Source organism: Duganella hordei (assembly GCF_040369125.1).
Taxonomy (GTDB): Bacteria; Pseudomonadota; Gammaproteobacteria; order Burkholderiales; family Burkholderiaceae_D; genus Rugamonas; species Rugamonas hordei.
Window position 1 is genome coordinate 285,419 of sequence record NZ_BPWI01000005.1, and the last position, 16,247, is coordinate 301,665.

11 protein-coding genes and 1 pseudogene are annotated in these 16,247 nt (G+C 66.1%); 9 read left to right on the forward strand and 3 right to left on the reverse strand.

The annotated features are described in order from the left end of the window. Nucleotide 1 precedes the first annotated feature (1 nt). On the reverse strand, nt 2-541 hold the full coding sequence (locus ABWW33_RS14420) for a phasin family protein (RefSeq protein ID WP_176653884.1): 540 nt from the start codon (nt 539-541) through the stop codon (nt 2-4). A gap of 244 nt (nt 542-785) precedes the next feature. Here ABWW33_RS14420 and ABWW33_RS14425 point away from each other — a divergent pair, with 244 nt between their 5' ends. Next, on the forward strand, nt 786-2,597 hold the full coding sequence (locus ABWW33_RS14425) for an FAD-binding oxidoreductase (RefSeq protein WP_353402377.1): 1,812 nt from the start codon (nt 786-788) through the stop codon (nt 2,595-2,597). A 1-nt stretch (nt 2,598) separates the two neighbouring features. Here the strand turns inward: ABWW33_RS14425 and ABWW33_RS14430 are convergent, their stop codons facing one another. Continuing rightward, nucleotides 2,599-3,912 (reverse strand): M24 family metallopeptidase, encoded by a 1,314-nt coding sequence (locus ABWW33_RS14430; protein ID WP_353402379.1) that lies wholly within the window; start codon nt 3,910-3,912, stop codon nt 2,599-2,601. Nucleotides 3,913-4,057: 145 nt separating this feature from the next. Here ABWW33_RS14430 and ABWW33_RS14435 point away from each other — a divergent pair, with 145 nt between their 5' ends. Further along, complete coding sequence (locus tag ABWW33_RS14435; RefSeq protein ID WP_353402381.1) at nt 4,058-4,801, forward strand: alpha/beta hydrolase; 744 nt, start codon at nt 4,058-4,060, stop codon at nt 4,799-4,801. A gap of 4 nt (nt 4,802-4,805) precedes the next feature. Here ABWW33_RS14435 and ABWW33_RS14440 read toward each other — a convergent pair. Further along, a pseudogene (locus ABWW33_RS14440) lies at nt 4,806-5,582 on the reverse strand (DeoR family transcriptional regulator); the annotation flags it as partial. A gap of 242 nt (nt 5,583-5,824) precedes the next feature. Between ABWW33_RS14440 and ABWW33_RS14445 the strand changes: the two are divergent. The 7 genes from ABWW33_RS14445 to ABWW33_RS14475 are packed head-to-tail and all read left to right on the forward strand — an operon-like array spanning nt 5,825 to nt 16,202. Beyond that, entirely contained in the window at nt 5,825-8,596 is a 2,772-nt protein-coding gene (locus ABWW33_RS14445) for a TonB-dependent receptor (RefSeq protein ID WP_353402383.1), read from the forward strand. A 9-nt stretch (nt 8,597-8,605) separates the two neighbouring features. After that, complete coding sequence (locus tag ABWW33_RS14450; protein WP_176653887.1) at nt 8,606-9,535, forward strand: EamA family transporter; 930 nt, start codon at nt 8,606-8,608, stop codon at nt 9,533-9,535. 26 nt (nt 9,536-9,561) lie between these two features. Next, entirely contained in the window at nt 9,562-10,872 is a 1,311-nt protein-coding gene (locus ABWW33_RS14455; RefSeq protein ID WP_353402385.1) for a D-tagatose-bisphosphate aldolase, class II, non-catalytic subunit, read from the forward strand. After that, nucleotides 10,866-12,050: an SIS domain-containing protein gene (locus tag ABWW33_RS14460; protein WP_353402387.1), complete on the forward strand. Its 1,185-nt coding sequence runs from the start codon at nt 10,866-10,868 to the stop codon at nt 12,048-12,050. Before ABWW33_RS14455 ends, ABWW33_RS14460 begins: the two co-directional genes overlap by 7 nt. Continuing rightward, nucleotides 12,034-12,999: an N-acetylglucosamine kinase gene (locus tag ABWW33_RS14465; RefSeq protein ID WP_353402388.1), complete on the forward strand. Its 966-nt coding sequence runs from the start codon at nt 12,034-12,036 to the stop codon at nt 12,997-12,999. The genes ABWW33_RS14460 and ABWW33_RS14465 overlap by 17 nt, the downstream gene beginning before the upstream one ends. A gap of 15 nt (nt 13,000-13,014) precedes the next feature. Next, nucleotides 13,015-14,097: an amidohydrolase family protein gene (locus ABWW33_RS14470; RefSeq protein WP_353402390.1), complete on the forward strand. Its 1,083-nt coding sequence runs from the start codon at nt 13,015-13,017 to the stop codon at nt 14,095-14,097. Nucleotides 14,098-14,117: 20 nt separating this feature from the next. Further along, nucleotides 14,118-16,202 (forward strand): glycoside hydrolase family 36 protein, encoded by a 2,085-nt coding sequence (locus tag ABWW33_RS14475; RefSeq protein WP_353402392.1) that lies wholly within the window; start codon nt 14,118-14,120, stop codon nt 16,200-16,202. Nucleotides 16,203-16,247: the final 45 nt, after the last annotated feature.

Here is a 16,247-nt window from a genome sequence, read left to right on the forward strand (position 1 = left end):
CTTAGTTCTTGTTGCCGCTGCCGTCGGCGCTCTGCATCGACGCCGGCTGCGCCATCGACCCGCTCTGTGCCGCCACGTTGGCGAACTGGGCGGCTTGGTCCATGGTTTCCTTGGCCGCCGCTTTTTGCGCGCGTAATTGACGATCAGCCTGCTCCGCGGCTTTTTGCGTCACCACCTCGGCCAGCGCGGTCGCGGTGCGGGTGGTTTGCGGCACGTGCTGCTGCACCACGCTGTTGATATTGTTCTGGAACTCGCTGGCCACCTGGGTCAGTTGCTGCTGATAGGCCTGCAGTTTTTGCACCACCGCTTCCGCCGACGGCGCGATCGCGGCCATGCCGCGCTCGGCCGATTGCGGCGTCAGCAGTGCGGTGCGCAGCGCTTCAGTGGAATCCTGCAGCCAGGTGCGGCTGAACTGGGTATTCACTTCCGCAAGCTTGCGCATCGATTGCAGGGCAGCGGACGTCAGGTCGGTGTAGTAGTCGATACGTGCCTCGATGAGATTTTTTGCTGCCGGCGAAATGGTTTCCACAAACGAATTCATTTGGTACTCCTGGTTTGGATGGGGCCAAAGTATCGGTAGTCGAAAGGGCGCTCTGGCCAGACGCCCACAGCGATATCTTCGCAGGTGCAGCAATTTTCTGGCACACCCGAGCTTACCGGCACTATTCGTTTTTAACCACCAACAAATCGTCCGGCTCGCCCCATCGTGGTCCGTTTCGCCACATGGGAATGGACCGCGTGCGGGCTATCGATTATTGTGTTGTTATCAACATTATTCGAGGCCCATGATGAAAAGAAGAGAGTTGCTGAAAGCCGCCGCCGCGCTGCCTGTCCTGTCGCTGGCCCCTGTCGCCTGGAGCGCCGCGGTTGCCGCTGCGGCGCCAACTGCGCGGGTGCGTCCCGGCGATGCCGGCTGGCCGTCGCCGGCGGACTGGGGGCAATTGGCGCAGCGCGTGGAAGGCCGCCTGCAAAAACTGGACGCGCCGTTCGCCGCTTGCGGAGCCGATGCGGCGGCGCCAGCCTGCGTGGCCGCGCTGGCGCACCTGAAGAACACCTTTGATATCGGCGACCAGGCGGCGCTGACGCAAACCAGCGGCTGGCTCGACGCCTGGTCGTCGCAGCCGAGCGCCTATGCGGTGGCGGCCAAGACCACGGCGGACGTGGTGGCCGCGGTCAATTTCGCCCGTGAGCACAATCTGCGGCTGGTGGTCAAAGGCGGCGGTCACAGTTACCAGGGTACCTCCGACGCTCCCGATTCGCTGCTGGTGTGGACCCGCCAGATGAACGACGCCACGCTGCTGCCGGCCTTTGTGGCGCAGGGGTGTTCGGCGGCGCCGCAGCCGGCCGTCACGCTGGGTGCGGGCGCCATGTGGATCGACGCCTACGATGCCGTCACCACGCGCGGCGGACGCTATGTGCAGGGAGGCGGCTGCACCACGGTCGGCGTGGCGGGACTGGTGCAGAGCGGCGGCTTCAGTAACTTCTCCAAGGCCTACGGCACCGCCGCCGCCGGGCTGCTGGAGGCGGAAGTGGTGACCGCCGACGGCCAGGTGCGCATCGCCAACGCCTGCACCAACCCGGACCTGTTCTGGGCATTGAAGGGCGGTGGCGGCGGCAGCGTCGGCGTGGTCACGCGCCTGACCTTGCGCACGCGCGAGCTGCCGGAGAACTTCGGCGGCCTGTTCTTCACCATCAAGGCCTCGTCCGATGCGGCCTTCCGCGCCTTGATCGCGAAACTGGTCGCCTTCTACGCAGGCGCCTTGTTCAACCCGCACTGGGGCGAACAGATCGCCTTCAACACCGGCAATACGGTGGACGTCAACATGGTGTTCCAGGGACTGGGCCAGCAGCAGGCGGAGGAGGTGTGGGCGCCGTTCCTGGCGTGGCTGCGCGAGCGGCCGGAATACACGTTTGAAAGACCGTTCCGCGCCATCGCGCTGCCGGCGCGGCATTTCTGGAATGTGGAGTTCTTCAAGAAGCACGCGCCGGGCTTCATGCTGGCCGACGAGCGTCCGGGTGCGCCGGCACACCACGGCGTATGGAAAGGCGATGCCGAAGACGCGGGCTGGTTCATCCACGGCTATCAATCGGCGTGGCTGCCGCAGGCGCTGCTGGACGAAGGTAGCCAGTCGCAACTGGTCAGCGCCTTGTTCCGCGCTTCGCGGCATTGGCGCGTGGGACTGCACTTCAACAAGGGGCTGGCCGGCGCGCCTGCGGAGGCGATCGAAGCAGCGCGCCAGACGGCGATGAATCCGGACGTGCTGGGCGCCTTCGCGCTGGCCATCATCGCCGGCGGCGACGGTGCGCGCTATCCCGGCATGCCCGGCGAGACGCCCCCCGATGCGCAGCGCGGCCGCGAACGCGCCGCGTCCATCGGCAGGGCGATGAACGAACTGAAGGCGGCCGCGCCGAATGCCGGTTCCTATGTATCGGAAAGCGACTACTTCCTGAAGAACTGGCAGAGCGCCTTCTGGGGCGGCAACTACAGCCGGCTGGCGCGAGTGAAGAAGCAGTACGATCCGAACGGATTGTTCTTCGTTCACCACGGCGTCGGCAGCGAGGACTGGAGCGCGGACGGCTTTACCCGCTTGCGCTGAATCAGGGCTCGATGTTGGGTGCCCGGCGTGGCACCAGCAGCATCTCTTTCTGGCGGCCGTTGATGTAGCGGATGCCGGATTCGTCGAAGTAGGCGTCTTCCTCGAGCATGATGCGCACCGGCTCCGCGTAGCCGGGAATCGCGCTGGCGGCATTCAGTTCAATCGAGTAGGCGGTGCGGTAGCGCAGCGCTTCGTCGCCGGTGCCGGGCACGCCGTTCTGCATGTCCCACATGCCGATGGCGGGGCCGGCGGCGTGGCCATGGTAGCCGATAGGGTGCGTGTAGATGGTCGGGACGATGCCTTCGCCGCGCGCCTGCGCCAGCGCGCCGGCCAGCATCTGATTGCCGGTGCTGCCTTGCTTGAACTGCGCCAGCAGGATGTCCTGCAGGCGGTTGGCCTTGGCGTAGGCTAGCGTCAGCGCGGCCGGTGGCGCGGTTTCGCCGGGCTTCAGCACGTAGGCATGTTCCTGCACGTCGGTGTTCAGGCGCAGGTAGGTGATGCCGATGTCGACGTGCAGCAGGTCGCCGGGGATGATGATGTCGGGATTCGCCAGCCCTTTGCCTGCGCGCTGGATCTCCACCGAAGGATGGAACCAGGTGTCGTAGCCCAGGTCGCGGATCTTCTGGCGGAACCACCACACCACATCCTCGCTGGTGGTGATGCCGGGCGTGATGACGCGCTCGGAAAATCCTTCGGCGATGATCTTGTGCGTGGCATCGACAAGCTGAGGATAAATCTGCATCTCGCGCTCGGTGCGCGTTTCCAGCCAGCGTATCGCCAGCGGTTCCGCCGAGACCACCTTGCGTTTGAATTCGGCTGGCAGCGCCTGCACCAGCTCCTCGTAGTCCGTACGGTCGATGCCGTCGGCGTGGCCGAAATTATGCGAGGTGTTCAGCGCGATCTTGTTCGGACTGCGCTGCTTGACGATGTCGGCCAGCGCCTCCCATTGCTCGGGGAATTTCTTCATGTCCCACGCCGCCGCGATGCTCTTGCCGACGGCATAGCGCGCCACGGCCAGCTTCTCGACGGTCTGCTTTTTCGGATCGCGGTAGAACACCAGCACCGTGCGGCGGCGGGCGTTCAGCCATTCGGCCGGCAGCATGGTTTTCAGCACCGGGTCTTCGTTGTACTCGCGCGAGACGACGATCCACATGTCGATGCCGGTTTGCGCCATCATCCCCGGCAGCAGCTTGTCGAAGCGTTCCGCCAGCAGTTCATTGACCACGGCGGCCTGTTCGCGCACCGGAAGAACCTGGGCCTGGGTGGCTGCCGACAGCAGCATGGACATCGCAAGGATAAATTTTTTCATGCGCATGATGTTCTCCCGGTCCGGCCTCGAAGTCAATCAACAAGGCGCTGCTTGCTTGTCTAAAATGCACATTCGCGCTACGCTTGCGGCTAGTCTCAAGGAGGAAAGAATGTCAGCACCATCGATTTTGTTTTTGCATGGCGGACCGGGAATGAGCCCGGTCTTCGAGAAGGCCCGTTTTCCGGAAGCGTCGGACGTGCACTGGTGGCAGCAGCCGGTCACCGTGCCGTGCGCGGTGCATCCGTTCCAGGATCTGCTGGCGGCGACGCTGGCCGAGTTCCGCCGCTGCGTGGAGGCGCATGGCGCGCCGATGACGATACTGGCCAGCTCCTTTGGCGCCCATCTGGCCGTGCACTTGTCGCGCCAGATGCCGGAGTCGATCGCGCGCATCGTGCTGCTGGGTCCAACCTTCGATCCGGAGCAGGCCGCGATGCGGCTGGCGCGCCGCGCCTTCCAGCTGCATATGGACGACGCCAACGCCGGCAAGCTGGCCGCCGCGCTGGCCGCCTACGAGGACGATCCGGGCAGGGCGCGCTTCTGGGACGTGTTCGGCGCGCTGTCGCTGCTGCCCGATGTGCCGGAGCTCTATTTCAGCCCGAATGCCGGTGAGGCCGCGCGCTCGTTCGTGGAGCTGATACAGCAACCCGGCGCCTTCGACGGCCCGACCTCGGTCGCCACATCGGACGATTTCGCCGCCATCAATCCGAAGCCGCTGCCGAGTCCCTACACCGGCCCGGTGCAACTGGTGTTCGGCAAGTACGACGTCATGATCGACGCCGACAAGGACGGTGCGGCGTGGCGCGCCATCTTCCCGCAAGCTTCCATCCACATGGTGGACAGCGGCCATTTCCCGTTGCAGGAACTGCCGCTGGAAGCCTGCCTCCACCCCGCGTAACCCGTCATTCCACTATCAGGAGTTCGATGCCGGCTTCCAGCAGGCCGTCGCGATATTCGGGGCTGATGCCGGCGTCGGTAATGACGGTGTGGACGCGGTCCAGTTGCACGATGCGGTGCAGGCTGACGCGTCCGAACTTGGAGGCGTCCGTCAGCACGATGATCTTCTTGGCCCGCTCCACCATCTTGTGATTCAAGCTGGCCTCCGCCTCGTGGTGGGTGGTCACGCCGAACTGCAGGTCGAAACCGTCCACGCCGAGGAACAGCTTGTCGAAGCTGTAGGCCTGCAGGCAGGCTTCGGCCTGCGTGCCCTGGATCGACAGCGATTGCTTGCGCAGCAGGCCGCCGGTCAGGATCAGGTCCACGCCCGGCGCATCTGCCAGCTCCCACGCGATGTTCAGACCATTGGTCATCACCGTCACTTGCTGCGCATCGCGCAGATGGCGCGCCAGCGAGATCGTGGTGGTGCCCGAATCGATGATGATGTTATCGCCCGCTTCCACCAGGCGCGCGGCGCAGGCGCCGATGCGTTCCTTTTGCTCGTGGTTGATCGCGTCCTTCTGCCGGATGGTGTGCTCGGTCGGGGGAGTGCGGGTCAGCGTGGCGCCGCCGTGGCTGCGCGTGGCCAGGCCTTGCGACTCCAGCGCGCTCAAATCGCTGCGGATCGTCACCGCTGAGACGCCCAACTGTTCCACCAGTTCGTTGACCTGCACGGAACCGTGTTGGGTGAGCGCCTGCAGGATCGCGGCGCGGCGTTGACTGGTGTTTCGCATGAGTTGTGCTGTTGATTTGTCAAAAAGGGCAGCTTAACAGATCGCGGCCTTCGTGCCATCAGGTATAGCGCCCTTGCAATGTTAAAACATGTGTTTCGAAATAAAAACAAAGATATTTCACGTTAAAACGAAAGAAAACGAAAATACAACATCAAAACGAAATATTTCGAAAGCTTCTTGTGTTTTGTTTCTTTGCTTATTACTATTCATAACACAAGTCACAACAAGCAACACATCACGGGAGATTTGCCATGGGTAGTAGAATCGAAACGGGACTTCGGCGCAGCCTGATTGCGGCAGCGGTGGAGATGGCGGTGTGCGGGACCGCGTTTGCGCAGGCTGCTCAGACCCAGCCGCAGGCCGATCCGGACGCGCAGGTCGTGGTGGTGTCAGGCGCGCGCGCCGCGCTGGCCAAGTCGCTTGAACTCAAGCGCAACGCCGACGTGATCCAGGACTCGATCTCGGCCACGGAACTCGGCCGCTTCCCCGACGATAACGTCGCCGATTCGTTGACCCACATCTCCGGCATTTCGGTATCGCGCACCCGCGGCGGCGAAGGCCAGTACATCAATGTGCGCGGCCTGGGCTCGGGCTACAACATCGTCACCCTGAACAAGCGCATCCTGGCGACCGACGGCGATGGCCGCGACTTCGCCTTCGACGTGCTGCCGTCCGAGGTGATCAGCGGCGCCGACGTGATGAAGTCGGCCGAAGCGGCGCAAATGGAGGGCAGCATCGGCGGATCGGTCAACCTGCGCTCGGCGCGGCCGATGGACAACCCGGGCTATCACGCCTCGGTGCGTTTCGAGGCGGACCACAACGACCTGTCGCGCAAGGACGGCGGCAAGCTGTCGGGTGTCGTCAGCAACACCTTCAACAACAATACGATGGGCGTGCTGGTGGGGGCCGTGGTTTCCAAGCGCAAGGTGCGCACCGATTCGCTGGGCTACCAGACGTACAACGCGGACTCGCCCGGCAGCTACGACGTCAATGGCGACGGCGTCATCGGCGCAGGCGAGACCAATCTGCTGGCGCCTTGCTGCATCTCGTTCGGTTCCGTGTTCGAAGAGAAGAAGCGCGCCGCCTTGTCCGGTGCCTTTGAATGGAAGGTCACGCCGACCTTCAAGATGACCGCCGATGCGCTGGCCACGCGCCTCGATTCGCCGCAGGTCGGTTACCAGCAGTCCTATTATGTGGAGAGCGCGCCGGGGCGCTGGTCCGACGTCGTCGTCAAGGACCGCCTGATCACCAGCATGACGGTGAAGGACCTGATACCGGAAATGTCCAACGTCACCACGGACCGCGTGGTCGACACCATGCAGTTCGGCTGGCGCGGCGAGTGGCGGCCATCGAACGCGCTGAAGCTGACCGGCGACGTCTACCGCTCTACTTCCAAGCGCAACTCCGGCGGCAAGGACAGCTTCGTGGTGGCCGGCATCGCGGGCCACAACACGGGCTACTACCGCGCCACCAACGGCGGCTTCCCCGACATCCGCGTTACGCTGGAAGATGGCCGCGACCTGGCTACCGAGCTGGCCGCCGGGCGCCTGGGCAACAAGGACTACGGCGTCCACTTCACCGGCCTGACCGGCACCGACATCAAGGACACCATCGATGGCGCCTCGCTCGACGGCCGGCTGGCGCTGGGCGGCGCCTGGCATATCGACGGCCTGCAGTTCGGCGCCAGCGCCACCTCGCGCAAGAAGGACCGCAACTCGATCGGCAACGAGAAGAGCGGCGGCGCATGCCAGTACTGCGATATGTACTCGACCACCTTCGCCTCGCTGGGCGCCAACGTGGTCCAGCCGATGACGCTGCCCAACTACATGCGCAACGCCGGCGGCAGCTTCCCCGGCAGTTTCATCAAGTTCGACGTGCCGGCTTATTTCGCTGCGCTGAAGAAGTTGGATGGCAAGCCTGTCCTCGACGCCGACGGCAACCCGACCGGCGACACGTTCGACGTCAGCAAATCGCAGCCGGTGTTCGTGCCGACCGATTCCTACTCGGTGACCGAAAAGACCGCGACGCTGTATGGCCAGCTTGAGCTGGCGGGCGAGAACTGGAACGGCAACGTCGGCGCGCGCCTGGTGCGCACCAAGACCACGTCGCGCAGCGCGATCGACAAGATCGTCGCCATCGACGATCAGACCCCGGACATCCCGACCAGCAGCCCGATCGTCACCTACAGCCCGGCGGTGCCGGTGTCGGAAGACGGCAGCTACACCAAGCTTCTGCCGTCGGCCAATATCAGCTGGTGGGCGCGCGACGATTTCGTGGTGCGCGGCGCCATCGCCAAGGTCATGGCCCGGCCGTCGCTCGACAAGCTGGCGCCTACCCGCACCGACAATACGCTCGACCGCAGTTATGTGCTGAGCATCGTCGGCGATCCGAAGCTGAAGCCTACCGAGGCGGTGCAGCAGGACCTGTCGGTCGAGTGGTACTACCGTCCGAAATCGGCCATCACCGCGGCCATCTTCGCCAAGCAGATCAAGAACTTCGTCACTTACCAGACCGACGAGCATGTGGACATCGGCGTGCCGGGCTACCTGTACACGGTGACCCATCCGGTCAACGGCGACAAGGCCAATGTGCGCGGCATCGAGTTCGGTATCCAGCACCTGTTCGACAACGGCTTCGGCTTCAACGCCAAATTCGCCAAGACGCTGACCAAGGCCTACCAGAACGGCCAGTACGTCGGCCAGCTGGAAGGCGTAGCGCCGACCGCGTCGTCGATCGGCTTCCTGTACGAGAAGAATGGCGTCAACGCCTCGATCTCGTTCGACTACACGGGCGAGTACACTCAAAGCACCAATGTGCTGGCGGGATTCCCGGCCAAGGTCGATGCGCTGACCTGGGTGACGGCGTCGGCCTCGTGGGACGTCACGCGCAACGTTACCTTGTTCGTCGAAGGGAAGAACCTGGGCGATGCGGTGATGCGTTCGAACCTGGGCCGCAGCGACGCGCTGTACGGCTTTGAAAGCTGGGGCCGCACCTTCGTGGCCGGCATGAGCGTGAAATTCTGACGGGTGGCCATGAACACGACGACAAGTACGATACAAACCAAGGATGCCGTGGGCACCAGCCGTCCGCGCTGGCTCGGGTACGCGCTCGCCACCACGCTGTTGTGGGGCGTGTGGGGCGCCTTTACCGGCCTGCCCAGCCAGAACGGTTTTCCTGAAACGCTGGTCTATGTGGTGTGGGCGCTGACGATGGTGCCGCCGGCGCTGTTCGTCCTGGCGCGCGCCGGCTGGCGTGTGCGCCGCGATGGCCGCGCCATCGCCTACGGCCTGGCGATCGGCCTGCTGGGTGCCGGCGGGCAGATGGTGCTGTTCTATGCGGTGAAGGCCGGCCCCACCTACCTGATCTTCCCGCTGATTTCACTGTCGCCGGTGATCACGATCGCGCTGTCCTTCCTGTTCCTGCGCGAACGCACCGGCGCGATGGGGCTGGGCGGCATCGTGCTGGCGGTCTGCGCGCTGCCGCTGTTCGACTACACGCCGGGAGGCGCGCCGCAGCAGTACGGCCTGTGGTTCGTGCTGGCGCTGGGCGTGCTGGTGGCCTGGGGCCTGCAGGCCTACTTCATCAAGCTGGCCAACGCCAGCATGGACGCCGAGAGCATCTTCTTTTACATGACGGCCAGCGCGCTGCTGTTCATTCCCGTGGCGCTGGCCATGACCGATTTCTCGGTGCCGATCAACTACGGCCCTTCGGGACCGTTGCTGGCCGCCGCCACGCAGGTATTGAACGCGGTCGGCGCGCTGACGCTGGTGTACGCCTTCCGCCACGGCAAGGCATTGATGGTGTCGCCGCTGGTGAACGCCGGCGCGCCGCTGCTGACCACTGTCATCGCGATGGCGCTGGCGGCATCGCTGCCGACCGGCTACCGGCTGGCCGGCATCGGCCTGTCGCTGGCGGCGGCGCTGCTGCTCGCGTTGCAACCGGAGGACGGCGCCTCCGCCTGAACCCGAATCTATTCAAGGAACCAACGATGGACTACTTATTGAATCTGGTGCGCCGCCACAAGGCCGGCGAGCAGGTTGGCATCCACGCGGTATGCTCGGCGCACCCGCTGGTGATCGAAGCCGCCATGGAGGTGGCCTCCGCGCGCGACCTGCCGGTGCTGATCGAAGCGACCTCGAACCAGGTGAACCAGGACGGCGGCTATACCGGCATGACGCCGGCCGCCTTCCGCGATTTCGTGCACGGCATCGCCGACCGCACCGGCCTGGCGCGTGGCCGTATCCTGCTGGGCGGCGACCATTTGGGGCCGAACGCCTGGCAGGGCCAGCCGGCCGAGGCGGCCATGGCCAAGGCTGAGGTGCTGATCGACCAGTATGTGACGGCGGGCTTCCGCAAGATACACCTGGACTGCTCGATGTCCTGCGCCGGCGACCCGGTGCCGCTGCCGGACGCCTTGGTGGCCGAGCGCGCCGCGCGCCTGTGCGTGGTCGCCGAGCGCGCCTGGCATACGGCCGGCGGCGAGGCGCCGGTCTACGTGGTCGGCACCGAGGTGCCGGTGCCGGGCGGCGCGCATGAGGACCTGGAAGAATTGAGCGTCACCACGCCCGGCGCGGCGGCGCTGACGATCAAGGTGCACCGGCTGGCCTTTGCCGCCGCCGGCCTGGAGGCGGCGTGGCCGCGCGTGATCGGCCTGGTGGTGCAGCCGGGCGTCGAGTTCGACCATCACAAGGTGATCGACTACCGTCCGAAACACGCGGTGGCGCTGAGCCGTCTGATCGAAGACGAACCGACGCTGCTCTACGAAGCCCACTCGACCGACTACCAGACCCCGTCCAACCTGGCCGCGCTGGTGGCCGGCCATTTCGCGATCCTGAAAGTGGGGCCTGGCCTGACTTTCGCGCTGCGCGAGACGCTGTGGGCGCTGGCCGACATCGAGGAGGAGATGGCGTGGCCTGGCGACCAGCAAGGTTCGGATTTCAAGAACATCGTGCTGGAAGTGATGCGCGCCGAACCCGAATACTGGCGCAAATACTATGGCGGCGATCCGCGCCGCACCCGCTTCGATCAGCAGTACAGCCTGAGCGACCGTATCCGCTACTACTGGCCGCATCCTGCCATCCAGGCGGCGCAGGCGCGCCTGCTGGCCAACCTGGAGCACGAGGCGCCGCCGCTGACGCTGTTGAGCCAGTACCTGCCGGCGCAGTACGAGGCGGTGCGCGAAGGGCGGCTACGCAATGTGCCGGCCGATTTACTCAAAGAGGGAGTGGCCAAGGTGCTGCGCCAGTACATGGACGCCTGCGCTGCAGGCGCCGCAACAAAGGAGTTGGAAACATGCTAGTAGTGGACAAGGAAATTTTGGGCATCGATACGGCACGCTTGGATGAAGCCGGAGCCGGCCTGACCGCGCGCGAGATCGCGCAGCAGCCCGCCGTCTGGCCGCAGATCGACGCGCTGGTGGCGAGCCGGCGCGCGGCGCTCGATGCCTTCCTGGCCCCGCTGCTGGCGCGCACCGGCCTGCGCATCGTGCTGACCGGCGCCGGCACCTCGGCCTTCCTCGGCGAATGCCTGGCGCCCGCCATGCTGGGCAAGGGATGGCGCGCCGAAGCCGTGCCGACCACCGACCTGGTGTCCGGTCCGCAGCGCTTCCTGCAAGCTGCCACGACGACGCTGCTGGTGTCGTTCGCCCGTTCCGGCAGCAGCCCGGAGAGCCTGGCCGCCGTCACGCTGGCCGACCAGCTGGTGGGGGAGGTCTATCATCTGATCATCACCTGCAACGCCGACGGCGAGTTGTACCGGATGGCCCGGGAGCGCGGCAACGCCTTCGCCATCCTGCTGCCGGATGCCACCCACGACCGCGGCTTCGCCATGACCACCAGCTTCACCTCGATGCTGCTGGCGGCCGCGCTGGCCTTCGGCGTGCTGGCGCCGGGCGCCGCCGCGGCATCCTCGGCGGCCGCCGACGGTTTGCTGGCAAGCGCGCTGCCGCTGCTGCAATCGCTGGTGGAGCGCCGCTTCAAGCGCGTGGTCTACCTCGGCAGCAATGAGTTGCTGGGACTGGCGCGCGAGGCCTCGCTCAAGCTGCTGGAACTGACCGACGGCCAGGTTGTGGCGCTGTTCGATTCGCCGCTGGGTTTCCGCCACGGCCCGAAGACCATCGTCGACGCCGACACCTTGGTGGTGGTGCTGCTGTCGAACGACGCGCATGCGCGACGCTACGATCTCGACCTGCTGCGCGAGCTGCGCAACGACGGCCGCGCCGGCCGCGTGCTGGCCCTGAGCGGCCGCGCCGAGCCGGAACCTGGCGCCGCAGTGGTGGCGCTGCAGGGTATGGAGGACGCCGGCGAACTCGCGCTGGCGCTGCCTTACATCCTGTTCTGCCAATCGTTTGCGCTGCTGCAGTCGCTGGCGCTGGGCCTGCGTCCGGACACGCCGAGCGTGTCGGGCACCGTCAATCGCGTGGTACGCGGCGTGACCATCTATCCGCTCGAAGGAGACGATCATGTTTCTCGGGGTTGACGGCGGCGGCACCAAGACCGCGTTCGCGCTGGTCGACAGCCAGGGCCGCGTGCTTGCACGCCACGAGGACAGCGGCGCCTACTACCTGGAGGTCGGCATGGACGCCACTGCCGCGCTGCTGGCGCGCGGCTGCGACGCGCTGTTCGCAACGGCCGGCGTGGCCGCGAGCGATATCGACTTCGCTTTCTTCGGTCTGCCGGCCTATGGCGAGGACCGCGCGGTGCAGCCTCAGTTGGACGCGCTGCCCCATGCGGTGCTGGGCCACGGCCGCTACCTGTGCGGCAACGACATGGTGTGCAGCTGGGCCGGGTCGCTGGCCTGCGCCGACGGCATCAGCGTGATCGCCGGCACCGGCTCGATGGCGTACGGGGAATTTGCCGGACAACGCGCGCGCGCCGGCGGCTGGGGTGAGCTGTTCAGCGACGAGGGTTCCGCGCACTGGATCGCGCGTGCCGGCCTGGCGCTGTTTTCAAGGATGAGCGATGGCCGCGCGCCGCGCGGGCCGTTGTATCAGCTGGTGCGCGAACGCCTGGCGCTGCTGGAGGATCTTGATTTGTGCCAGGTGGTTTATGGCGAACTGAAAGGGGAGAGGAGCAAGGTGGCCGCGTTGTCACGCCTGGTCGCCGAGGCGGCCGCGCTGGGCGACGTCCAGGCGCAGGCGATCATCGAGGCCGCCGCCGCCGAACTGGCGGCGCTGGTCGATGCCGTGCGCGGTGCGCTTGGCGTTGCCGCAGGCGTCGGCGTGGCCGTGTCCTGCACCGGCGGGCTGTTCGGCGCGGATGGGCCGCTGCGCGCACCTTTCGAGCGGGCATTGGCGACTCGCGCTGGATCTTATCGCCTGGCGCCGCCGCGCTTGGCGCCGGTGCTTGGCGCGGCGCTGTACGCCGCCCGTAGCGCCGGCATGCCGCTGAACGCGGCCGCGCTGGAACGCCTGGCAAGCCTGCCCTGACTTAAAGGACTTTATATGCGTTGGACTCTGCTACCTGCCGTTCTTGCGGCGCTGCTGGCCGCGCCGCTGGCCACCGCCGCCAGCGGCTACACCGTGCGCGACTTCGACCAGGTGCCGAAGATCGACGCCCATCTACACCTGCACGGCGAGAATCAGGACGCCTGGCTGGCGCTGGCGCGCAAGGACAACTTCCGTGCGCTGACCATCAATGTCGACTATCCGGATTTTCCACCGCTCGACCAGCAGCGGCGCGTGGCCAGCGCGCTGGCCCACGGTCATCCGCGGCAGGTGGCCTGGGCCGCGACCTTTTCCACCGACGGCTTCGAAAAGCCGGAGTGGGGCGCGGCCACGCTGAAAGACCTGGATGGAGCGCTGGCCGACGGCGCCGTCGGCGTCAAGGTGTGGAAGAACATCGGCATGAGCCTGCGCGACGGCCAGGGCAAGCTGGTGATGGTCGACGATCCACGTTTCGACCAAGTGTTCAACGGGCTGGCCCAACGCGGCGTCATGGTGCTGGGGCACCAGGGCGAACCGCACAACTGCTGGCTGCCGCTTGAGCAGATGACGGTCAATAACGACCGCGAATATTTCAAGGAACATCCGGCCTACCACATGTACGCGCACCCGGAGATGCCCAGCTACGAAGAGCAGATGGCCGCACGCGACCATTTGCTGGACAAGCATCCCGACCTGCGCTTCACCGGCGTGCACCTGGCGTCGCTGGAGTGGGATGTGGACCGGCTGGCGCGCTTCCTCGACGCCCACCCCGGCGTCAACGTCGACGTGGCGGCCCGCATCGGACAGCTGCAATACCAGTCGCAGCGCGACCGAAAACGCGTGCGCGCCTTCCTCATCAAGTACCAGGACCGGTTGATGTACGGCTCCGACCTGGCGCAGTCGGCGGAGCAGGACGACGCCGGCTTCGTGGCCGACGTGGACACGGTATGGCGGCGTGACTGGCGTTATTTCGTCACCGCCGACAGCTTCGCCGTGCCCGAGCTGGACCGGCCGGTGCGCGGGCTGGCGCTGCCGCGCGCCGTGGTCGACAAGCTATACCGGATCAACGCGGAAAAAGCCTACCCGCGCGCCTGGCATTGAATAGAAAAACGAGGAAACCGATGAACAACCAACATGATCAACGCCGTCGCACCTTGCTGCAATGGCTGGCGGGAGCCGCAGTGACGTCCACGGTGGGCGACGCCGGCGCGGCCACGTTGCAGGCGCAAGGCAAGCAAGTGGCGCGCATCGGCGACGCCGCCATGGCGCTGGAATTCGACAGCCTGCTGCGCTGTCGCGTCGTGTCCCGGCGCGGGCCCCGGCCCACGGCGGTCACCGCCTTCGCGCCGAGCGAACGGCTGCAACTGCCCAACGGCCGCTGGGTCGAACGCTTTGCGCTGTCGTCGCAGGCGGCCGACAAGGTCGACGGCGCCCACGGCCCCGGCGTACGCCATCGCCTGTCCGGCGTGGCGGACGGCATCGAGAAGACGGTCGCCGTCACTTTTTATGAACGCCATCCCGGCTTGGCCGTCATCCGCGTTTCCTATCGCAACACCGGCGACAAGCCGCTGCCGGTCGCGGCCTGGGCCAACAGCGCCCACACGCTGCGCCCCGCGGCTGGCCGCAAGGCGGAATTCTGGACATTCTCCGGCGCCACCCATCCCGACCGGCGCGACTGGGTGCAGCCGCTGGTCGCCGGCTTTGACCAGCGCAACTTCATGGGCATGAACGCTTCCGACTACGGCGGCGGCACGCCTGCGGCCGACGTCTGGAACCGCGAGTGCGGGCTGGCCGTCGGCCACCTGGACACCGTGCCGCGCCTGGTCGCGCTGCCGGTGCGCGCGGTCGCGGGCGGCGCCTCGCTGGCGGTCGAATTCAAGCAGGAGACGACACTGCAGCCGGGCGAGACGCTCGATACGCTGGACACCTTCCTGGCGCTGCACACGGGCGATTATTTTTCCGCGCTCGATCAGTACCGCCAGGCCATGGCCGAGCGCGGCCTGCGCGCCCCGGACGCTCCGGCCGAATGCTACGAGCCTATCTGGTGCGCCTGGGGCTACGAGCGCGACTTCACGGTACCGCTGATGGTGGGCACGCTGCAGAAGGCCAAGGAGCTGGGCCTCGAATGGGCGGTGCTGGACGATGGCTGGCAGAACAACGAAGGCGACTGGAAACTGGACACCAAGAAGTTCCCGGGCGGCGAAGCCGACATGCGTGGCCTGGTGACCACCATCAAGGACGCCGGCCTGAAGGCGCGGCTGTGGATCACGCCGTTGGCGGTCGATCCCGGCTCGGACCTGCTGCATGACCACACCGACATGCTGCTGCTGGACAAGGAGGGCGCGCCGCAGCTGATCAGCTGGTGGAACAGCTTCTATCTGTGCCCGGCCTACCAGCCCACCATCGACATGACCCGCGCCTGGATACGCAAGATCCTGGGCGAGTGGGGCTACCAGGGCCTGAAGATCGACGGCCAGCACCTGAACGGCGTGGCGCCATGCCACAACCCGTTGCACAAGCACGCGCGGCCCGAGGAATCGTTCGAGAAGCTGCAGGATTTCTGGAAGATGGTGTACGACACGGCGCGCGAGATCAATCCCAACGCCGTGGTCGAGCTTTGCCCGTGCGGCACCTCGTACGCCTTCCACAATTTCCCCTACATGAACCAGGCGCCGGCCTCCGACCCGCTGTCGTCGTGGCAGGTGCGGCACAAGGGCAAGACGCTGAAGGCGCTGATGGGGCGCTCGGCGCCGTATGCGGGCGACCACGTGGAGCTGAGCGACGGCGGCGACGATTTCGCCTCGACGGTCGGCATCGGCGCCGTGCTGTCGACCAAGTTCACCTGGCCGGTCGATCCCAAGCCCAAGGACAGCTTCCTGCTAACGCCCGAGCGCGAGCTGAAGTGGCGCAAGTGGATCGGCATCTATCGCGACAAGATGCTGGCCAACGGCGTCTATCGCGGCGAGCTGTACGACATCGGTTTCGACAAGCCGGAAGGCCACGCGGTGGAGAAGGGCGGCAGGATGTATTTCGCCTTCTTCGCGCCGCGCTGGGACGGCCCGGTCGAGATCCGCGGCCTGGGCGCCGGACGCTGGCGCCTGCGCGACTACGTCGACGGCAAGGATATCGGCGTAGTGGAGGGCGGCCGCAATCGCCTGACGCTGCGCTTCGAACACGCACTGCTGCTGGAGGCGGTGCCGGTGTAAAGCCCCGGCGCCGCCGGGTGAGTCGAAGGTCTTGTCTTTTCAATT

Excerpts from the sequence above, each read along its gene's own strand:
- ABWW33_RS14420 (WP_176653884.1), bottom strand. The coding sequence starts at position 541 with ATGAATTCGTTTGTGGAAACCATTTCGCCGGCAGCAAAAAATCTCATC.
- ABWW33_RS14425 (WP_353402377.1), top strand. The coding sequence starts at position 786 with ATGATGAAAAGAAGAGAGTTGCTGAAAGCCGCCGCCGCGCTGCCTGTC.
- ABWW33_RS14430 (WP_353402379.1), bottom strand. The coding sequence starts at position 3,912 with ATGCGCATGAAAAAATTTATCCTTGCGATGTCCATGCTGCTGTCGGCA.
- ABWW33_RS14435 (WP_353402381.1), top strand. The coding sequence starts at position 4,058 with ATGAGCCCGGTCTTCGAGAAGGCCCGTTTTCCGGAAGCGTCGGACGTG.
- ABWW33_RS14445 (WP_353402383.1), top strand. The coding sequence starts at position 5,825 with ATGGGTAGTAGAATCGAAACGGGACTTCGGCGCAGCCTGATTGCGGCA.
- ABWW33_RS14450 (WP_176653887.1), top strand. The coding sequence starts at position 8,606 with ATGAACACGACGACAAGTACGATACAAACCAAGGATGCCGTGGGCACC.
- ABWW33_RS14455 (WP_353402385.1), top strand. The coding sequence starts at position 9,562 with ATGGACTACTTATTGAATCTGGTGCGCCGCCACAAGGCCGGCGAGCAG.
- ABWW33_RS14460 (WP_353402387.1), top strand. The coding sequence starts at position 10,866 with ATGCTAGTAGTGGACAAGGAAATTTTGGGCATCGATACGGCACGCTTG.
- ABWW33_RS14465 (WP_353402388.1), top strand. The coding sequence starts at position 12,034 with ATGTTTCTCGGGGTTGACGGCGGCGGCACCAAGACCGCGTTCGCGCTG.
- ABWW33_RS14470 (WP_353402390.1), top strand. The coding sequence starts at position 13,015 with ATGCGTTGGACTCTGCTACCTGCCGTTCTTGCGGCGCTGCTGGCCGCG.
- ABWW33_RS14475 (WP_353402392.1), top strand. The coding sequence starts at position 14,118 with ATGAACAACCAACATGATCAACGCCGTCGCACCTTGCTGCAATGGCTG.